Source organism: Pseudonocardia sp. WMMC193, assembly GCF_021728735.1.
GTDB classification, from domain to species: Bacteria; Actinomycetota; Actinomycetes; order Mycobacteriales; family Pseudonocardiaceae; genus Pseudonocardia; species Pseudonocardia oroxyli.
The window spans coordinates 3055503-3072589 of sequence record NZ_JAKKDO010000003.1 but is presented as its reverse complement, the minus strand read 5'-3'; the positions used below and the strand labels follow the sequence as shown (position 1 = coordinate 3072589).

13 protein-coding genes and 1 tRNA gene are annotated in these 17087 nt (G+C 75.3%); 5 read left to right on the top strand and 9 right to left on the bottom strand.

Translation table 11 applies throughout. The features are described 5' to 3' along the window. Positions 1–33 precede the first annotated feature (33 nt). Positions 34–106 (top strand) — tRNA-Glu (locus L3X23_RS15980). 44 nt (positions 107–150) lie between these two features. Here L3X23_RS15980 and L3X23_RS15975 read toward each other — a convergent pair. From L3X23_RS15975 to L3X23_RS15945, 7 genes are all read right to left on the bottom strand, one after another. Further along, the gene (locus L3X23_RS15975; RefSeq protein ID WP_237192948.1) at positions 151–1077 is read right to left on the bottom strand and encodes a sucrase ferredoxin; all 927 of its coding nucleotides are present in this window, start codon (positions 1075–1077) and stop codon (positions 151–153) included. 56 nt (positions 1078–1133) lie between these two features. Beyond that, positions 1134–2702: an AMP-binding protein gene (locus L3X23_RS15970; RefSeq protein ID WP_374204855.1), complete on the bottom strand. Its 1569-nt coding sequence runs from the start codon at positions 2700–2702 to the stop codon at positions 1134–1136. Positions 2703–2748: 46 nt separating this feature from the next. Continuing rightward, a complete protein-coding gene (locus L3X23_RS15965) occupies positions 2749–4815 on the bottom strand; it encodes a glycosyltransferase family 39 protein (protein ID WP_237192946.1) in 2067 nt (688 codons plus the stop codon). Positions 4816–4825: 10 nt separating this feature from the next. Further along, positions 4826–6109, bottom strand: coding sequence for a dolichyl-phosphate beta-glucosyltransferase (locus tag L3X23_RS15960; protein ID WP_237192945.1), 1284 nt, complete (start codon positions 6107–6109; stop codon positions 4826–4828). A gap of 155 nt (positions 6110–6264) precedes the next feature. Next, positions 6265–8277 carry a glycosyltransferase family 39 protein gene (locus tag L3X23_RS15955; RefSeq protein WP_237192944.1) on the bottom strand — a complete coding sequence of 671 codons (2013 nt, stop codon included), beginning with the start codon at positions 8275–8277 and terminating at the stop codon, positions 6265–6267. Between the two features lie 65 nt (positions 8278–8342). Beyond that, positions 8343–9800 (bottom strand): cell wall metabolism sensor histidine kinase WalK, encoded by a 1458-nt coding sequence (locus tag L3X23_RS15950; RefSeq protein WP_237192943.1) that lies wholly within the window; start codon positions 9798–9800, stop codon positions 8343–8345. Positions 9801–9804: 4 nt separating this feature from the next. Beyond that, positions 9805–10548 (bottom strand): response regulator transcription factor, encoded by a 744-nt coding sequence (locus L3X23_RS15945; protein ID WP_305080930.1) that lies wholly within the window; start codon positions 10546–10548, stop codon positions 9805–9807. A gap of 108 nt (positions 10549–10656) precedes the next feature. Here L3X23_RS15945 and L3X23_RS15940 point away from each other — a divergent pair, with 108 nt between their 5' ends. Further along, entirely contained in the window at positions 10657–12180 is a 1524-nt protein-coding gene (locus tag L3X23_RS15940) for an acetyl-CoA acetyltransferase (RefSeq protein WP_237192942.1), read from the top strand. Between the two features lie 25 nt (positions 12181–12205). On the opposite strand, the gene L3X23_RS15935 is transcribed toward L3X23_RS15940, so the two are convergent. Further along, on the bottom strand, positions 12206–12931 hold the full coding sequence (locus tag L3X23_RS15935; protein ID WP_237192941.1) for a siderophore-interacting protein: 726 nt from the start codon (positions 12929–12931) through the stop codon (positions 12206–12208). Between the two features lie 55 nt (positions 12932–12986). Next, positions 12987–13577 carry a TetR/AcrR family transcriptional regulator gene (locus L3X23_RS15930; protein ID WP_237192940.1) on the bottom strand — a complete coding sequence of 197 codons (591 nt, stop codon included), beginning with the start codon at positions 13575–13577 and terminating at the stop codon, positions 12987–12989. 63 nt (positions 13578–13640) lie between these two features. On the opposite strand from L3X23_RS15930, the gene L3X23_RS15925 reads away from it, so the two are divergent. The 3 genes from L3X23_RS15925 (at position 13641) to L3X23_RS15915 (ending at position 17055) form a co-directional block, all read left to right on the top strand. Further along, complete coding sequence (locus tag L3X23_RS15925; protein WP_237192939.1) at positions 13641–15086, top strand: NAD(P)/FAD-dependent oxidoreductase; 1446 nt, start codon at positions 13641–13643, stop codon at positions 15084–15086. Positions 15087–15101: 15 nt separating this feature from the next. Beyond that, positions 15102–16037, top strand: a complete 936-nt coding sequence (locus tag L3X23_RS15920; RefSeq protein WP_237192938.1) for an o-succinylbenzoate synthase — start codon at positions 15102–15104, stop codon at positions 16035–16037. A 76-nt stretch (positions 16038–16113) separates the two neighbouring features. Beyond that, positions 16114–17055, top strand: a complete 942-nt coding sequence (locus tag L3X23_RS15915) for an NAD(P)/FAD-dependent oxidoreductase (protein ID WP_237192937.1) — start codon at positions 16114–16116, stop codon at positions 17053–17055. Positions 17056–17087: the final 32 nt, after the last annotated feature.

The following is a 17087-nucleotide window of genomic DNA, read 5'->3' as shown; positions in this document are numbered from 1 at the left end:
TCGATGCTGGAGAAAGTGTTGTGTGCTGTTCCTGGTCCCGTCGTCTAGCGGCCTAGGACGCCGCCCTCTCAAGGCGGTAGCGCGGGTTCAAATCCCGTCGGGACTACAGAAGAAGATCCCCATTCCGGTGCGCCGGGATGGGGATCTTTCTCATGTCCGGGTCACCGAACGGACCGCGGTGGCCACCAGCGGGGCGCACCGCTCGAGGGTTCCCGCGCAGGACAGCGGCCGCGCCGGACCCCGCTGCTCCTCGACCCGCACCTCCCACTGCGCCCCGACCGTCTGCGCCCCGACCGTCCGCGCCTCGATCCTCTCCGCCCCGACCCCGGACACGACGACCCGGGTGAACGGCTCCGTGCTCATGCTCACCTCGGTCACGCTCAGCGCGTCCGCATCCCGCAGGCCGGTGTGCTCACGGACCGCGAGCTCGGCGACCTGACCCGCCGCCGTCCACGCCATCCGCCCGCGGCAGTGCGCGGTCTCGACCTCGCCCGCGCCCGCCGCCTTGGCCGCGGCGACGGCACTCGCCGGGTCCAGCCGCCCGTAGAGGTAGCCGGTGGGCAGGACGAGTGCGGTGGGGGCGAAGCGGTGCCCGCCCAGGTGCGAGCACTCCCAGACGTCCACCTGGCCGGTCTCGGCCACCGCCGCGGCCAGCGCCCGGCCCTCGACCGCGCAGCACACGTCCCGCGTGCCGTGCGTGCAGACCAGCAGGGACGGGTGGGTGACGGGCTCCCCGCCGGTGTCCAGGGGGAGTGCGGAGAGGTCGGCGGGTCCGTCGACCAGGAAGCGCCCGACCCGCGCGGCACCCGGCGCGACGTCCGCGATCAGCACCGTGCGCGGCGCGTCCGGCGCGAGACGACGGCCCGGCCTGCGGATCAGGAGGACCTTCCGCCCGGCGTCCGCGGCCCGGGCGGCGAGCCCGGCGATCGCCGGATCGGGATGGCGGTCCACCGACCGCGGCCACGCCCCGACGCTCTCCACGAACACCAGTCGCTGCGCCACCGGGGCCGTACCGGGGAGGGGTTCGGCGAGCAGGCGCGCGACCCCCGAGCAGCGCTCCAGCGGATCCCCGGCCATGACGGGACTCTACCTAAGGGTCACCTAAATCGCACGGGTGACCTGGAACGACGCGCTCAGCGCACGCCTGGTAACTCTCTGCTGACGACCTTCCCGGTCTGATTACGGGGCAGCTCGTCCAGGAAGACGACGTCCCGGGGGACCGCGTAGCGGGCGGCCTTCGCACGGACCAGGTCGCGGATGCCGTCCTCGTCCACGGTGGCCCCCGGCGCGCGCACGACGTAGGCGGCCAGGCGCTGGCCGAAACGCTCGTCCGGCACCCCGACGACGGCGACCTCCCGCACGTCCTCGGACGCGGCGATCAGGTCCTCGACCGGTCCGGGATGGACGTTCTCGCCGCCCGAGACGATCATGTCGTCGCCGCGGCCGGTGAGGTGGAGGCGGCCCGCGTCGTCCAGGTGCCCGACGTCCCCGGTGCCGATGAGGCCGTCGTGCGTCTCGATCTCGGCGCCGGGACGGGTGTAGCCCTCGAACGGCATGTCGTTGCCGACGAAGACGCGGCCCTCGGTGTTCGGCGGGACGGCCCGGCCGTCCTCGTCGAGGATCCGCAGGACCGTGCCCGCGGGCGGGTGCCCCGCGGTGCCGGGTGCCTGGCGCAGGTCCCGCGGGCTCGCGATGCTGACCCAGGACACCTCGGTGGAGCCGTAGAGGTTGTAGAGGACGTCTCCGTAGCGGTCCATGAACCGCTCGGCCAGCCCGCTCGGCAGCGCCGACCCCGACACCGCGACGACGCGGGGGCGGTGCCCGCGCCACGGCTCGCCGGTCTCGTACAGCCGCTGCACCATGACCGGCACCCCGATGATCACCTCGACGGACTCGCGCTCGACGGTGTCCAGGAGGTCCTCGGGTTCGAACTTCCTGCGCAGCACCACGGTGCCGCCCTGGAGGAGGATCAGCAGCAGGCCCGCGTTGCCCCAGGTGTGGAACAGCGGTGCGGCGATCAGCGCGGGATCGGCGGCGCGCAGCGGGATGACGGACAGGATGGCGGCCGCCGGCCCGAGGTTCGAGATCGGCGGGCGGCGCGCGCCCTTCGGGGTGCCGGTGGTGCCGGAGGTGAGCACGATCATCCGACCCTCGCGGGCGGGCCGCGGGACGGGGGCGCCGGGGGTGTCGGCGAGGGCGTCGAACTCGGTGTCGGTCAGGGCGTCGGGGTAGGCGAACTCCTCGTCCGCGACGACCGTGTGCAGGGTCAGCTCGGCGGCGACCTCGGCGAGCTGTCCGGGGGACATGCCGGTGTTGAGCAGGACGACGTCCGCCCCCAGCTTCGACCCGGTCACCATGGCCTCGACGGCCGTGCGGTGGTTGCGGCACAACACCCCGACGCGGGTGTCCGCGGTGACCCCGCGCCGCGCCAGACCGCGGGCCATCCCCTCGGTGCGGCGGTGGACGTCGGCGTAGGTGAGGGTGCCCGCGTCGTCGACGATCGCGGGCCGGTCCGGGTGGCGGGCGGCGCCGAACGCGTACCCGCCCGCCAGGGTGAGCCGGTACCGGGCGAGCCCGGCCAGCCCGGTGACGAGCCGGTCCGGCCGGATCGGCCGGACGACTCCGGAGCGGGTCAGCGCGACGAGTGCCCGGGAGGTCCCGAGCGCGGCGGAGAGCGCGGAGCGGAGCGTCACGGCCCCCATCACACCACGCGGGGGTGGCCCCGGCCGTGATCACCCGCCGGTCGGGTCAGCCCGTCGGGGCGGTGAGGTCGTAGACGGTCCGGCCGCCGACGGTCTGCGCGGTGAAGTGCTGCTCGACCCAGGTGGTGATCTCCGCGGAGACCCCGCCGCGCCCGCCCGGACCGCCGCCCGTCCCCCCACCGACGAAGTAGTGGATCTCGCCGTTCGCCACGTACTGCTGGAACTGCGGCAGCGTCGGGTAGGGATCGGAGCCGGTGAACCCGCCCATGGCCATCACCGAGGCGCCCGAGGCGAGCTCCATCGCGGCCGCGCCCTGGGAGCCGCTCGTCGCGGCGGCCCAGCGGGTGCCCGCGTTCTGCAGCAGCGTGACGAGCTCGGCGTCGACGGTCTCGGCGCCGCCGGGTCCGCCGAAGCCCCCGACACCGCCCCCGAAGCCCCCGAAGCCCCCGAAGCCGCCGATGTCACCGACGCCGCCGGGGAAACCGGGGAGGTCGACCGGACCGCCCTCCGGCACCCCCTGTGCCTCGGCGCCACCGGCGCGGGGCCCGCGCCACGCCCCGCCCGGCCCACCGGCCGCCCCGGTGACCCCGCTGTCCTCGACGGCCGGTCCCGCAGAGGGGATGGACCCGGTGTGGGCCGTCCCCGCGGTGACGGCGGCGGAGGCCGTCGGGGCCAGCAGACCGACCACCACCGCCGCTCCGGCGACGACGCCCGCCCAGCGCCACCGCCCGATCGGGACCAGGAACGCGACGGCCACGAGCAGCCCGGCGACCAGCACGACCCACCGCAGCCAGGGCAGGAAGGCCGGGGACCAGCCGAGCATGACGAAGGCCCACACCGCGGTCACCGCGGTGGCCACGGCCAGGGTGGCGCGGCCGAGCCCGGTGTCGCGGGCCCGCCAGGCCTCGCGGCCGCCGAGCGCGACGAGCGCCGCGATCCCGGGGGCGAGCGCCACCGAGTAGTAGGGGTGGACGGTGCCGCTCATGAAGCTGAAGACGAGCGCGGTCACGACGGTCCATCCGCCCCAGAGCAGCAGGGACGCCCGCACGGCGTCGGTCCGCGGTGCCCGTCGGGTCAGGACGAACGCGACCACCGCCAGGATCAGCGCGGCCGGCAGCAGCCAGGAGATCTGGGTGCCGAAGGACGTCGAGAACAACCGGCCGAGTCCCGGCTCGCCCCCGAACATCCCCCCGCCGAAGCCACCACCGGGACCCCCGCCGAAGCCACCACCGGGACCCCCGCCGAAGCCACCACCGAAGTCCCCGCCGCGGCCACCCTCCCGGCCGACGATCCGGCCGAGTCCGTTGTAGCCGAACGCCAGCTCGAGCGGCGAGTCGTCGGTGGAGCCGCCGATGTAGGGCCGCGACCCGGCGGGCCACAGCGCCACCGCGACGAGCCACCACCCCGCGCCGACCACGATCCCGACGCCCGCCACCAGCACGTCCCGGATCCGCCTGCCCACCGTCGTCGGCGCCGCCCACAGGTAGGCCGCCGCGAAGCCGGGCACGACCAGGAAGGCCTGCAGCATCTTGGTGAGGAACGCGAACCCGAGCACCAGCCCGGTCAGCAGCACCCACCGCCAGGACGCCTTCTCGAGCGCGCGCACCGTCGTGTACCCGGCGAGGACCAGGAGCAGCACCAACAACGCGTCCGGGTTGTTGAAGCGGAACATCAGGACCGCGACGGGGGTCAGCGCGAGCACGGTGCCCGCCAGCAGCCCGGCGCCCGGGCCCGCGACCCGCTTGACCGCGCAGTACAGCACCCACACCGCGGCCACGGCCATGAGTGCCTGCGGGACGAGCATGCTCCACGAGCCGAACCCGAAGATCCGCCCCGACAGCGCCATGACCCACAGCGCGGCGGGCGGCTTGTCGACGGTGATCGCGTTGCCCGGGTCGAGCGAGCCGAAGAAGAACGCGGTCCAGTTCTGCGTCCCGGCCTGCACGGCGGCGGCGTAGAACGAGTTCGCGAACCCCGAGGCCGCGAGGTTCTGGAGGTAGAGCACGGCGGTGCCGACGAGCAGCGCGGCGACCGCCCAGCGGTGGCCGCGGGTGGCGCGGGGCTCGTGCGGGGAGGGTCCGTGGACGGCCCGGGTGGCCAGGGTGGCGGTCAACGAGGTCCTCTCAGGCGGCGATGCGGGTGGTGGTGGGTGTCGCCGCGGCCGCGGTGCTCGCCGCGGCCCGGGGCCGGAACACCCAGGCGCGGAACAGGACGAACCGCAACACGGTGGCGACGAGGTTCGCCGCGACGATCGCGGCGACCTCGACGGCCTGGTGGGCGTTCGGGAGCAGGACGCCGAGCAGGGCGAGCGCCCCGGTCGTCAGCCCGAGCGCGAGGCCGAACACGATCAGCCCCTGGAACTGGTGTCTCGCCGCGCCCGCGCGCCCGCGCACGCCGAAGGTCAGGCGGCGGTTGGCCGCGGTGTTGGCGATCGTGGTGAGCAGCAGCGCCGCCACGTTCGCGGCGATCGCGCCGGCGAAGGTCCGGAACAGCAGGAACAGCAGCAGGTTCGCGAGCGTGCTGGCGATCCCGATGGCGGCGAACCGGACCAGCTGGGTCGGCAGGCCCTTCGGGACACCGGCGACCTCCGGTTGCAGGGGGGCGCGCCCGAGCTGGGCGCGGACGTCGGCGATCGGCAGCGTGCCCGCGGCCAGCGCCCGCCCGACGCGCCACACCCCCTTCAGGTCCGCGACCGCCGTCGCGACGATGTCCACCGTGGAGTTCGGGTCGTCGACCCAGTCCACGGGGACCTCGTGGATCCGCAGGCCGGCGCGCTCGGCGAGCACCAGCAGCTCGGTGTCGAAGAACCAGCCGGTGTCCTCGACGAGGGGGAGCAGCCGGCGTGCGACGTCCGCCCGGATCGCCTTGAACCCGCACTGCGCGTCGGAGAACCCGGCCGCGAGGGTGCTGCGCAGGATCAGGTTGTAGCAGCGGGAGACGAACTCGCGCTTGGCCCCGCGGACCACCCGCGAGCCGCGGCCGAGCCGGGTGCCGATCGCCAGGTCGGAGTGCCCGGAGATGAGCGGCGCCACCAGCGGCAGGACGGCGTCGAGGTCGGTGGACAGGTCGACGTCGCAGTAGGCGAGGACCTCGGCGTCCGACGCCGACCACGCGGTCCGCAGCGCCCGTCCCCGCCCCTTCTGCTCCAGCCGGGACAGCCGGACCTCGGGGATCTCGGTGGCCAGCCGGGCGGCGATCTGCGGCGTGGAGTCGGTGGAGGCGTTGTCCGCCACCGTGATCCGGAACGTGTAGGGGAACGTGGCGCGGAGGTGGGCGTGCAGGCGGCGCACCGACCGCTCGAGGTCCGCCTCCTCGTTGTAGACGGGGACGACGATGTCCAGCACGACGCTGCCGCCCCGCCCGGGAGACCTGGTCGGGTCTTCGGGCTCGGTGGTGGCTGGGCTCATGACGATCACGGTCCCGGCCCTCGCTGTCCGGGCCGTGGGTCCCGCCTGTGCGCCGGCTGTGAACGGCGGGCCCTCGGGGCGCCGCGCACGACGGCCGGCCCGTGCCCTGGTGGGCGCGGGCCGGTCTCCTTGCCGATGGTCCTCGGGCGCAGGCGTCAGGCGGTGGGGCCGCCGCTCAGGTCGTAGAGGGTGACGCCGTCGACGGTCGTCGCGGCGAAGTTCTGCTGCACCCACTCGGCGATGCGGGCCGCGGCGTCGCTGCCGCCCGTCGCGGTGCCACCCATGATCGCGCCACCGACGAACCAGTGGATCTCGCCCCGCGAGACGTCCTGCTGGAACTGCGCGAGCGTGGGCGAGGGGTCCGTGCCGTTGAAGCCGCCGACCGCCATGACCGGGCTCCCGGTGGCCAGTTGGTAGCCCGCCGCGGAGTTCGACCCGACGGCGGCGGCGACCCACGTGTAGTCCGCCGCGTCCTCCTGGAGCAGGGCTGTGACCTGCGCGGACGGGGTGGTGGTGCCGAGGAGGCCCCCGAACCCGCCCCCCGGCGCACGGCCACCGCCCCGGGCGGGGCCGCCGGGGAGCCCGCCCGGCCCGAGGCCGCCGACACCACCGACACCGCCGACACCGACACCGCCGCCGCCCCGCAGCGCGCCGCCCGGCCGCACGCCGAACCCACCGGGGCCACCGAACCCACCGACACCACCGAACCCGGCGCGGGCGGCGCTCGCCGGGCCTGCGCTGGGGATGGCCCCGGTGTGCGGCTCGGCCGCGGTGGCGATCGACCAGGCCGCGGAGCCCGCCAGGGCGGCGAGGACCGCGACCGTCGCGACGCCCGCGGTGAGCAGCCGGGGGAGCCGGTGCACGCCGAGCAATGCGCAGGCGGCAGCGAGGCCCAGCGCCAGGGACGTCCAGCTCAGCCACGGCTGCCAGGAGCCCAGCAGGACGGCGCCCCACACCGCCGCGGCCGCGACGGAGACGGCCAGCAGCACCCGTGGCGCCGCCCGGTCCCGGACCCGCCAGAGCTCCACCGCCCCGATCCCGACGAGCGCGGCGATCGCGGGCGCCAGGGCCACCGTGTAGTACGGGTGGATGATCCCGGCCATGTAGCTGAACAGCAGCCCGGTGACCAGCAACCAGCCGCCCCAGGCGAGCACCGCGGCCCGCAGCCGGTCGGTGCGGGGCCGCCGCCAGGTCAGCCAGACGAGCGCGACCAGCAGGATCAGCGCCGTCGGCAGCAGCCAGGACGCCTCCGACCCCATCTCGGACCCGAACAGCCGGGTGAGCCCGGTCCGCCCCCACCCGCCCCCCGCGCCGCCGCCGACGCTGCCGGTCTCGTCGCCCGTCAGCCGGCCGAGGCCGTTGTAGCCCCACACGAGCTCGAGCACCGAGTCGTGCTGCGACCCGCCGATGTACGGCCGCGAACCGGCGGGCCACAGCTCCACGACCAGCACCCACCAGCCCGCGCTCACGACCATCGCGACGGCGGCGAGCAGCACGTCCCGCACACGCCGTCCGATCCCCGTCGGGGCGGCCACCAGCCACACCGCGGCCAGCACCGGGACGATCAACCAGGCCTGCAGCATCTTGGTGAGGAACCCGAGGCCCAGGAACACCCCGGCGAGCACCAACCACCGGCCCCGGCCGTGCTCCAGGCCCCGCAGCGTCGCCCAGACCGCGGCCACCAGGAGCAGGACCAGCAGGGCGTCGGGATTGTTGAAGCGGAAGATCAACGTCGCGACCGGGGTCAGCGCGAGCACCGCGCCGGCGAGCAGCCCCGCGGCGTGACCCGACGTGCGCCGGACCGTCGCGTACAGCAGGGCGACGGCGCCGATCCCCATGAGCGCCTGCGGCACCAGGATGCTCCAGCTGCTCAGCCCGAAGATCCGGACCGCGAGCCCGGTCACCCACAGCGCCGCGGGCGTCTTGTCGACGGTGATCGCGTTCGCGGCGTCGGAGGACCCGAAGAACCACGCCTCCCAGCTCTCCCCGCCCGCCTGTGCGGCCGCGGAGTAGAAGGCGTTCGCCCACCCCGAGGCCGCGAGGTTCACCAGGTAGAGCAGCCCCGTGCCGATCAGCAGTGCCGCGACCGAGGCCCGCTCCAGAGCCCGGCCGCGCGGCGGCGCCGCCGGGGTGTCGGGGGCGGTCGGCCGGGAGAGGGTGCTCGTCACACGGACGACCCTGTCCGCGCCCGCTGTGCCCCGACGGTGCGCGACCTGTGCGGCGGCTGTGCGTCCTATCCCGCGAGTCCCCCACTCTCGACACGCGAGTCGGACACCTCGGGCCGCGCGTCGGACATCGGGAGGCGGACGGTGAACGCGGTGTGGCCGGGGCGGCTGGTGAGGTGCACCGTGCCGCCGTGGGCGGCCACCACCGCGTCGACGATGGCCAGGCCCAGGCCGGTGCCGGGGGTGTCGTTGCCGGCCCGGGCCCGGCCCGCCGAGCCGCGGGCGAAGCGTTCGAAGACGTGCGGGGCCAGGTCGGCGGGGATGCCGGGGCCGGTGTCGGTGACCGTCACCACCGCGCCCGGGCGCAGGCCGACCGTGACGTGGGTGCCCGCGGGGGTGTGGGTGCGGGCGTTGGCGAGCAGGTTCGTGAGCACCTGGGTGAGCCGGGAGGCGTCCCCGGTCACGGTCACCGGCTCGTCGGGGAGGTCGAGCTCCCAGCGGTGGGTACGCCCCGCGGCGTGGGCGTCGGAGACGGCGTCGAGCACGAGGCGGGTCAGGTCGACCTCGGTGCGTTCCAGCGGCCTGCCCGCGTCCAGCCGGGCGAGCAGCAGCAGGTCCTCGACCAGAGTGGACATCCGCTCGGCCTGGGAGGTGATGCGCGCCAGCGGGTACGCCGAGCCCGCCGGGTCGCGCAGGCTCAGCTCGGCGTACCCGCGGATGGCGGCGAGCGGGGTGCGCAGCTCGTGGCTGGCGTCCGCGACGAAGCGGCGCAGCCGGGTCTCGCTCTCCTGACGGGCGTCGAGCGCGCCGGAGACGTTGTCCAGCATGCGGTTCAGCGCGACCCCGACCTGGCCGACCTCCGTCCGGTCGTCGGGCTCGGGGACCCGGGTGGCCAGGTCCACCTCCCCGGAGTCCAGCTCCATCGTGGACACCGCGGCGGCGATGCCCGCCACCTCCTCCAGCGGGCGGAGCTCCCGGCGCACCACGACCAGGCCGACGGCCGCGGCGCCCGCGAGGGCCACCCCGATCACGATCAGCTCGATCACCACCAGCCGGTTCACCACGTCCGTGACCTGCTCGGCGGGCTGCCCCACCACCAGGACCCCGTCCGCGGTGGCGAGCGCCACCACCCGGTACGCGCCCAGCGACAGGTCGACCGTCCGCGGGTACGGACCGGGCGCGACGGCGGCGAGCACCGCCTGGTCCGCCGCCGACACCGGGCTGGACGAGCCGCGCCGGTCGGTGACCGCCGCGTCCTGCACGGTGTCGCCCACGACGACCGCGCCGACCGTGCGCGGACGCTGTGCGGGACCGAGGAAGTCCGTCGGCGCCCCGGGCGGGGCGGGCTGGCTGCGCGACACGGCGAACCGGCTGGCGGCGCTGAGCACCTCGGCGTCGAGCTGTCCGTAGAGGAACCCGCGCAACGCCAGCGTGGTCGCCACCCCGATCACGGCGCCGACCAGCGCGAGCAGCAGCAGGACCGTCGCCACCAGCCGGGCGCGCAGCGTCCGGGCGCGCAGCGTCATGCCGTCATCCCGATGCGGTCCCCGGTTTGAGCACGTAGCCGGCCCCCCGGACGGTGTGGATCATGGGTGTGCGGCCCGCGTCGATCTTCTTGCGCAGGTAGGAGACGTAGAGCTCGACGACGTTGGACTGGCCGCCGAAGTCGTAGTTCCACACGCGGTCGAGGATCTGGGCCTTCGACAGCACGCGCTTGGGGTTGCGCATGAGGAAGCGCAGCAGCTCGAACTCGGTGGCGGTCAGCTCGACCGCGGTGTCGCCGCGGTGGACCTCGTGGGAGTCCTCGTCGAGCACGAGATCACCGACGACGAGCTCCGAGCCCTGCCGCGCCGCCGTCATCCCGGCCCGGCGCAGCAGCCCGCGCAGCCGCGCGACCAGCTCCTCGAGGCTGAAGGGCTTGGTCACGTAGTCGTCGCCGCCCGCGGTCAGCCCCGCCACCCGGTCCTCGACCGAGTCCTTCGCGGTGAGGAACAGCACCGGCACCTCGGGGGCGCTCGCGCGCAGCCGCTTGAGCACCTCGAGCCCGTCGAGGTCCGGCAGCATCATGTCCAGGACGACCGCGTCCGGCGCGAACTCCCGCGCCGTGCGGACCGCGGCGCGGCCGTCGCCCGCGGTGCGGACCTCCCAGCCCTCGTAGCGCAGCGCCATCTGCAGCAGGTCGGAGAGCGTGGCCTCGTCGTCCACCACGAGCACGCGGACGGGCCCGCCGTCGGCCCGGCGCAGTGGTGCGGACTGCTCGCTCACCTCGGACATGGTAGGAGCGTGCCCCCGACTGCTGTGGTGGCGGTGAGCGTCTCCTGTGCATCGGCTGTGGACGGGGTGTCCGGCCGCGGCGGTCCCAGGCTGTACTAGGTTTCGCCGGTGCTCCCGGAGAGATCGCCCGTGCTGGTCGGGATCGGCCAGGTGCGTGGCAACCGGGACCGCACCGTGGCGGGGGCCCGCGAGCCGCTGCGCCTGCTCGCGGACGCCGTGCAGGCCGCCGCCGCGGACGCCCGCGGCACCCGGATGCTCCGCGAGCTCGACGCGATCTCCCTGACCCACACCGCCAGCTGGGCCTACGACGACCTCCCGCGGCTGCTCGCCGACCGGCTCGCCGCCGAGCCCACGCGGCGGGAGTCGGCACCGGTGGGCGGACACCAGCCCGCCGCGCTGCTCGACGCCGCCGCCGCCCGGATCGCCGCCGGGGAGACCCGGATCGAGCTGGTGGCGGGGGCCGAGGCGGCGGCGTCGACGGCCGTGCTGGACCGGGCGGGCGTCGACCCCGGAGCGGATCTGGGCTGGACCACCGACCCCGGCGGTCCGGCCCCCATCGGGCCGGACGACCTGGGCTCGCCCGCGATGCTCGCCGCCGGGATCGCGCTGCCGCGGCGCTTCTACCCGATGGTCGACACGGCGCTCGGGCACGCGCTGGGGGAGAGCCCGGCGGAGACGATGGCGGCGGGCGCCGCGGTGTTCGCGGCGCTCTCCGGTGTGGCGGCCGAGAACGAGTACGCCTGGAACCCCCTGGTGCGCAACGCCTCCGAGGTCGCCTCGGTCCGCCCCGAGAACCGGATGATCTGCGAGCCCTACCCGCTCGCGATGAACGCGATGCCCCTGGTCGACCAGGCCGCGGCGCTGCTGGTGACCTCGGTCGAGGCCGCCCGCGAGCACGGGGTGCCCGAGGACCGGATGGTGCACGTGTGGGGCGGCGCGGGCGCCGCGGACACCGCGGACGTGCTGCGCCGCGCGGACCTCGCGGGATCGCCCGCCCTGTGCTCGACGTTCGACCGGGCGCTCGCCGCGGCGGGTCTCGCGGCCGACGAGCTCGACCTCGTCGACGTCTACTGCTGTTTCCCGGTCGTCCCGCGGCTGGCGGCGCGCTACCTCGGGCTGCCCCTCGAGGCGACGGCGGGCGCGACCGGTGGCCACTCGGCCTTCGGCGGGCCGCTGTCGAGCTACACGCTGCACTCGCTCGCCGCCTGCGCCCACCGGATCCGGGCGGGCGCGCGGACGGCGCTGGTGCACGCGAACGGCGGGTACCTGACGCGCCAGCACGCCGTCGTCCTGGCGGCGGAACCGCACGTCGACGGGTACGTCGGCGATCCCGTCCCGCACGACGCGGCGGAGCCGGGCCCGCGCCTGGTGGACGCGGCGGGGGAGGTCACGGTGGAGGCCGCGACCGTCGAGTACGACCGGGACGGCCACCCCGCCCAGGCCTACCTGATCGCCCTCACCGACGACGGCGACCGCATCGCCGGGTGCACCGCGGAGGGCGACGCGGCCAGCGCCCGCACCCTCACGCTCTTCCCCGACGGCCCGGCGGGGGAGCCGGGGGACGCCGTGGTCGGGCGGCGGGTGCGGGTCACGCGGGTCGGCGAACGCATCCAGGTGGACCCGGCGCCCTGACCCCGCCCTGGTCCGGCTACGGCTGTCAGCGCGCCCGCCAGTACCCCGTCGCGTAGACCTTGCGGCGGTCGAACCCCCTGGGGCCCAACAGGTGTGCGCGGATCTCCTTCACCGCGGCGGACTCGCCCGCGAGCCACGCCTGCCCCACGCCCTCGGGGAGCACCGCGTTCTCGACCGCCGCCACGAGCGGTTCCCCGGCGGGGGCGTCCCCGCGGTGCACCCAGGTCACCGGCAGGTCCTGCTCCTCGGCGGCGTCCGCCACCTCGACGAACCCGAGCACGGTGGCGCCGGGCAGCGCCTCGAGCACCGTCGCGATCGCGGGCAGCGCCGACTCGTCCCCGATCACCAGGTGGTAGTCGGCCTCCTGCGGCTCCCAGCGTCCGCCGGGCTCCGACACCCCCACCCAGGCCCCGGGCTCGGCGGCCTGCGCCCACGCGGCGGCGGGCCCGTAGCCGTCGTGCACCACGAAGTCGACGTCCAGCTCCGCGGCCGCGGGGTCGAAGCGGCGGACCGTGTAGGTGCGGATGGTGGGCCGCGCCGCACCCGTCGGCCACACCGGGCCACCCGTGCTCGCCCGCGGGACCGCGGGCCGCTCCTGCCCCTCGACCGGGAAGAACATCTTGATCCGACGGTCCGGGCCCTCGCCCGGGAAGCCCGCGAGCTCGTCACCGGTGAGGGTCACCCGGATCATGCGCGGGGTCACGTCGGTGCGGCGGCGCACCTGGAGCAGGCGGGGGGCGGTCGTCGTCACGGTCTTATTCTGCGACTTCGTCGCCCGTGCGCGGTAAGTGGTGCCAGAGCACCACTTACCGCGCACGACCGGAATCGCCTGCGCGTGCGCCCAGGCCCTGCCAGGCGAGGTCCATGAGGTACTCCGTGGCCTGTTCGGCGGTCACCGACGGGTCCTGCTTGCGCCAGTGCGCCAACCGTTCACAGGCGCCGACGATCACCTGGGCCCACCCCTGCAGGCGCTGCGGGTCCGCGGTCGGGTCGGCGGCCCCGAGCAGGGACGCGATGAAGTCCGTCTGCTGCGCCCGGATGTCCTCGATCGCCTCGGCGGTGACGCTCGACTCGGCGTAGACGAGCGCGGAGCCGCGCCGATCGTCGAGGAACCGGAAGAAGGCCAGCGTGCCGCGGCGGAGCATGTCCTCCGGCCCGCTCGCCTCCATCGCCGCCTGCGAGGTGGCCTCGAGCAGCTGCGCCCGCGCCTGCGTGACGCAGGCCAGCAGCAGGCCCTCCTTGCTGCCGAAATGGGTGTACAACACCGGCTTGGTGACGCCGACCCGCTCGGCCACGGCGTCCATCGAGGTGTTGGCGTAGCCCCGTTCGGTGAAGACGGCCACGGCCGCGTCGAGGATCTGAGCCTCCCGTTCCGCGCGGGTGAACCGGGTCCTCATAGCTCGACCCTACAGGTTACCGGTGGTAAGTTACCGCCGGTAACACCCAAGGGAGGGGACGCCATGATCGACACGCTGATCGTCGGGAGCGGGTTCGCCGGGCTCGGGGCCGCCGTCAGGCTGGACGAGGCGGGCCGCCGGGACTTCCTGATCCTCGAGAAGGGGGACTCGCTGGGCGGCACCTGGCGGGACAACGTCTACCCGGGCTGCGCGTGCGACGTCGAGTCCCACCTGTACTCCTTCTCGTTCTTCCCCAACCCGGACTGGACCCGGACCTTCGCCCGCCAACCGGAGATCCGCGCCTACCTCGAGGCGACGGCCGACCACTACCGGCTGCGCGACCGGATCCGGTTCGGCGTGCAGGTCGTCGGGGCCGAGTGGGACGGCAGCGCCTGGGACGTCCGCACCGCCGACGGCGAGACCCTGCGCGCCCGGTTCGTGGTCTTCGGCACCGGCGCCCTGCACGAGCCGCAGGTCCCCGAGATCGAGGGGCTGGACCGCTTCGCGGGCACCGCCTTCCACTCCGCGCAGTGGGACCACTCGGTGGATCTCACGGGCAAGCGGGTCGCGGTGATCGGCACCGGCGCGAGCGCGATCCAGTTCGTGCCCGCCATCGCGCCGGACGTGGCGCGGCTGACCCTCTTCCAGCGGACCGCCCCCTGGGTGCTGCCGAAGCCGGACCGGCCCATCTCCTCGTCGACGCGGCGGCGGTTCCGCCGGTTCCCGCTGCTCCAGCGCCTGCAGCGGCTCTCGCTCTACTGGCGGCACGAGGCACTGGTCGCGGGCTTCCTGCACCCGCGGATCATGCGGGCCGTGCAGGGGCTCGGGAAGGCCTACCTGCGCAAGGTCTTCGCGGGTGACCCCGACCTGCGCCGCACGGTCACGCCCGACTTCACCATGGGCTGCAAGCGCATCCTGATGTCCAACGACTACTACCCGGCCCTGCGCCGCCCGAACGTCGCGGTGGAGACCGCCGCGATCTCCCGGGTCACCGCGACCGGCGTGGTGACCGCGGACGGCGTCGAGCACCCCGCGGACGTCATCGTGTTCGGGACCGGGTTCAAGGTCGCGGACGGGCTGGCGAGCATGGCGATCACCGGGCGGGACGGGGTCAAGCTGGCCGACGCCTGGGCCGAGGGCCCGCAGGCGCTGCTCGGCACCACGGTGGCGGGGTTCCCGAACCTGTTCACGATCGTGGGCCCGAACACCGGGCTGGGCCACAGCTCGATGGTGTTCATGGTGGAGTCCCAGGTCAACACCGTGCTCGACGCCATGCGCACGGTGGAGCGGCACCGCGCCGTCGCGATCGACACCCGGCCGGAGGCCCAGGCCCGGTTCAACGCCGAGATCCAGGACCGGCTGTCGACGGCGGTGTGGGCCACCGGCGGCTGCGCCAGCTGGTACCTCGACGAGCACGGCCGCAACCGCACCCTGTGGCCGGGCTACACCTTCAGCTTCCGCAGGCGCACCCGCCGCATCGACCCGGGGCACCACGAGCTGATCGCCTGAGTAGCGTCGGGCGCCGTGGACGTCTACGCCATCCCGCTGACCACCCGGTTCCGCGGAATCACCGTCCGCGAGGGGCTGCTGATCGAGGGCCCCGCCGGATGGGGTGAGTTCTGCGCCTTCCCGGAGTACCCCGACGCCGAGGCCGCGGCCTGGTTCGCCGGGGCGCGGGAGGCGGCGTTCGACGGCTGGCCCGCGCCCGTCCGCGAGACGGTCCCGGTGAACTGCATCGTGCCTGCCGTCGGGCCCGAGCAGGCCGCGGACATGGTGCGCGCCAGCGGATGTGCCACGGCGAAGGTCAAGGTCGCCGACCACCCGGACTCCGCGGGGGAGGACCTCGAGCGGGTCGCGGCCGTGCGAGACGCCCTCGGGCCCGCCGGCCACGTCCGGGTGGACGCCAACACGGGCTGGGCCGTCGACGAGGCCGTGGTCGCGATCCGGGCCCTGGACCGGGCCGCGGGGGGACTGCAGTACGTGGAGCAGCCGTGCGCGACCCTCGACGAGCTCGCGGCCGTGCGGCGCCGGGTGGACGTGCCGATCGCGGCGGACGAGGCCATCCGGAAGGCCGCCGACCCGCTGCGGGTGTCGCTGACCGACGCCGCGGACGTCGCGATCCTCAAGGCCCTCCCGCTCGGCGGGGTGCGCCGGGCGTTGCAGGTGGCGGAGGCGGTCGGGCTGCCCTGCGTGGTGTCCTCGGCGTTAGAGTCCAGTGTGGGGCTGGCCGCGGAGATCGCGCTGGCCGCGGCGCTCCCGTCGCTCGACTACGCCTGCGGCCTCGGGACGGGGCGGCTGTTCACCACCGACGTCGTGGCCGACGCCGACCGCCTGCTCCCGGTGAACGGTGAGCTCCCGGTCCTGCGCCGCGCCCCCGACCCTGTCCGCCGCCACCAGGTCGCGGCGGACCCCGAACGCACGCGATGGTGGCGGGAGAGAGCCGGCCGCCTCATCACGTGACCGCCGTCGGACCGGGATGTGGTCACTCGGGCGTGGGCTGGGCCCGCGGTGGAATCGGTTCTAGGCTGGCCGGGTCATGAGCGTCGTGGTGGTGGGGGCCGGGCTCGCGGGGGTCGCGTGTGCCCGGGCGGTCGCCGCCGCGGGGATCCCCGTGCGGGTGGTCGACCGCGCCGCCACGGTCGGCGGGCGGATGGCGAGCTCCCCGCACGACGGACGCCCGGTCGACATGGGCGCCGCCTACTTCACCGTCCGGGACCCGGAGTTCGCCGAGGTCGTGGCGGAATGGCGGTCCGCGGGGCTCGCCCGGCCCTGGACCGCCGAGCTCGCGGTCCTGGAGCACGGCGACCGCTCGCGCGCGCCCGGCCCGATGCGCTGGGCCGCGCCCGCCGGGCTGCGCAGCCTGGTCGCCGCGCTCGCCGAGGGGCTGGACGTCGAGCTGCGCCGCGAGGTCGGCCGGGTCGAGGCCGGCCCGCGGGTGGACGGCGAGCCGGCGGACGTCGTCGTGCTGGCCATGCCCGATCCGCAGGCCGCCCGGGTCCTCGACCCGGGACTCGCCGAGGTCGCGTTGCTCGCGGACCGGCCGTGGCGGCCGACCGTCACCGTGGCCGCCGGGTACCCGGCGCGGGCCTGGCCCGCGCTCGCCGCCGCGTTCGTGAACGACCATCCCGTCCTCACCCTGGTCGCGGACGACGGCGCCCGGCGCGGCGACGACGTGCCGGTCCTGGTGTCGCACACCACCGCCGAGGTGGCGCGCCGGTTCGACGCGGACCCCGCCGCGGCCGTGCCCATGGTCGTCGAGGCGGTGCGGGAGCTCCTCGACCTCACCGAGGACCCCGTGTGGACCGACGCGCACCGCTGGCGCTTCGCCGCCCCCGAGCACGCCCGCGCCGAGCCGTTCCACCTGGGGGAGAACGGGATCGCGCTCGCGGGCGACGGGTGGGGCAGCTCCCGCATCGAGACGGCCTGGCGCTCGGGTCAGCTGCTGGGCCGCGAGATCGCCCGCCGCCACACCCACTGACCCGGTCCGGCTCGGCCACGCATAATGCGCCC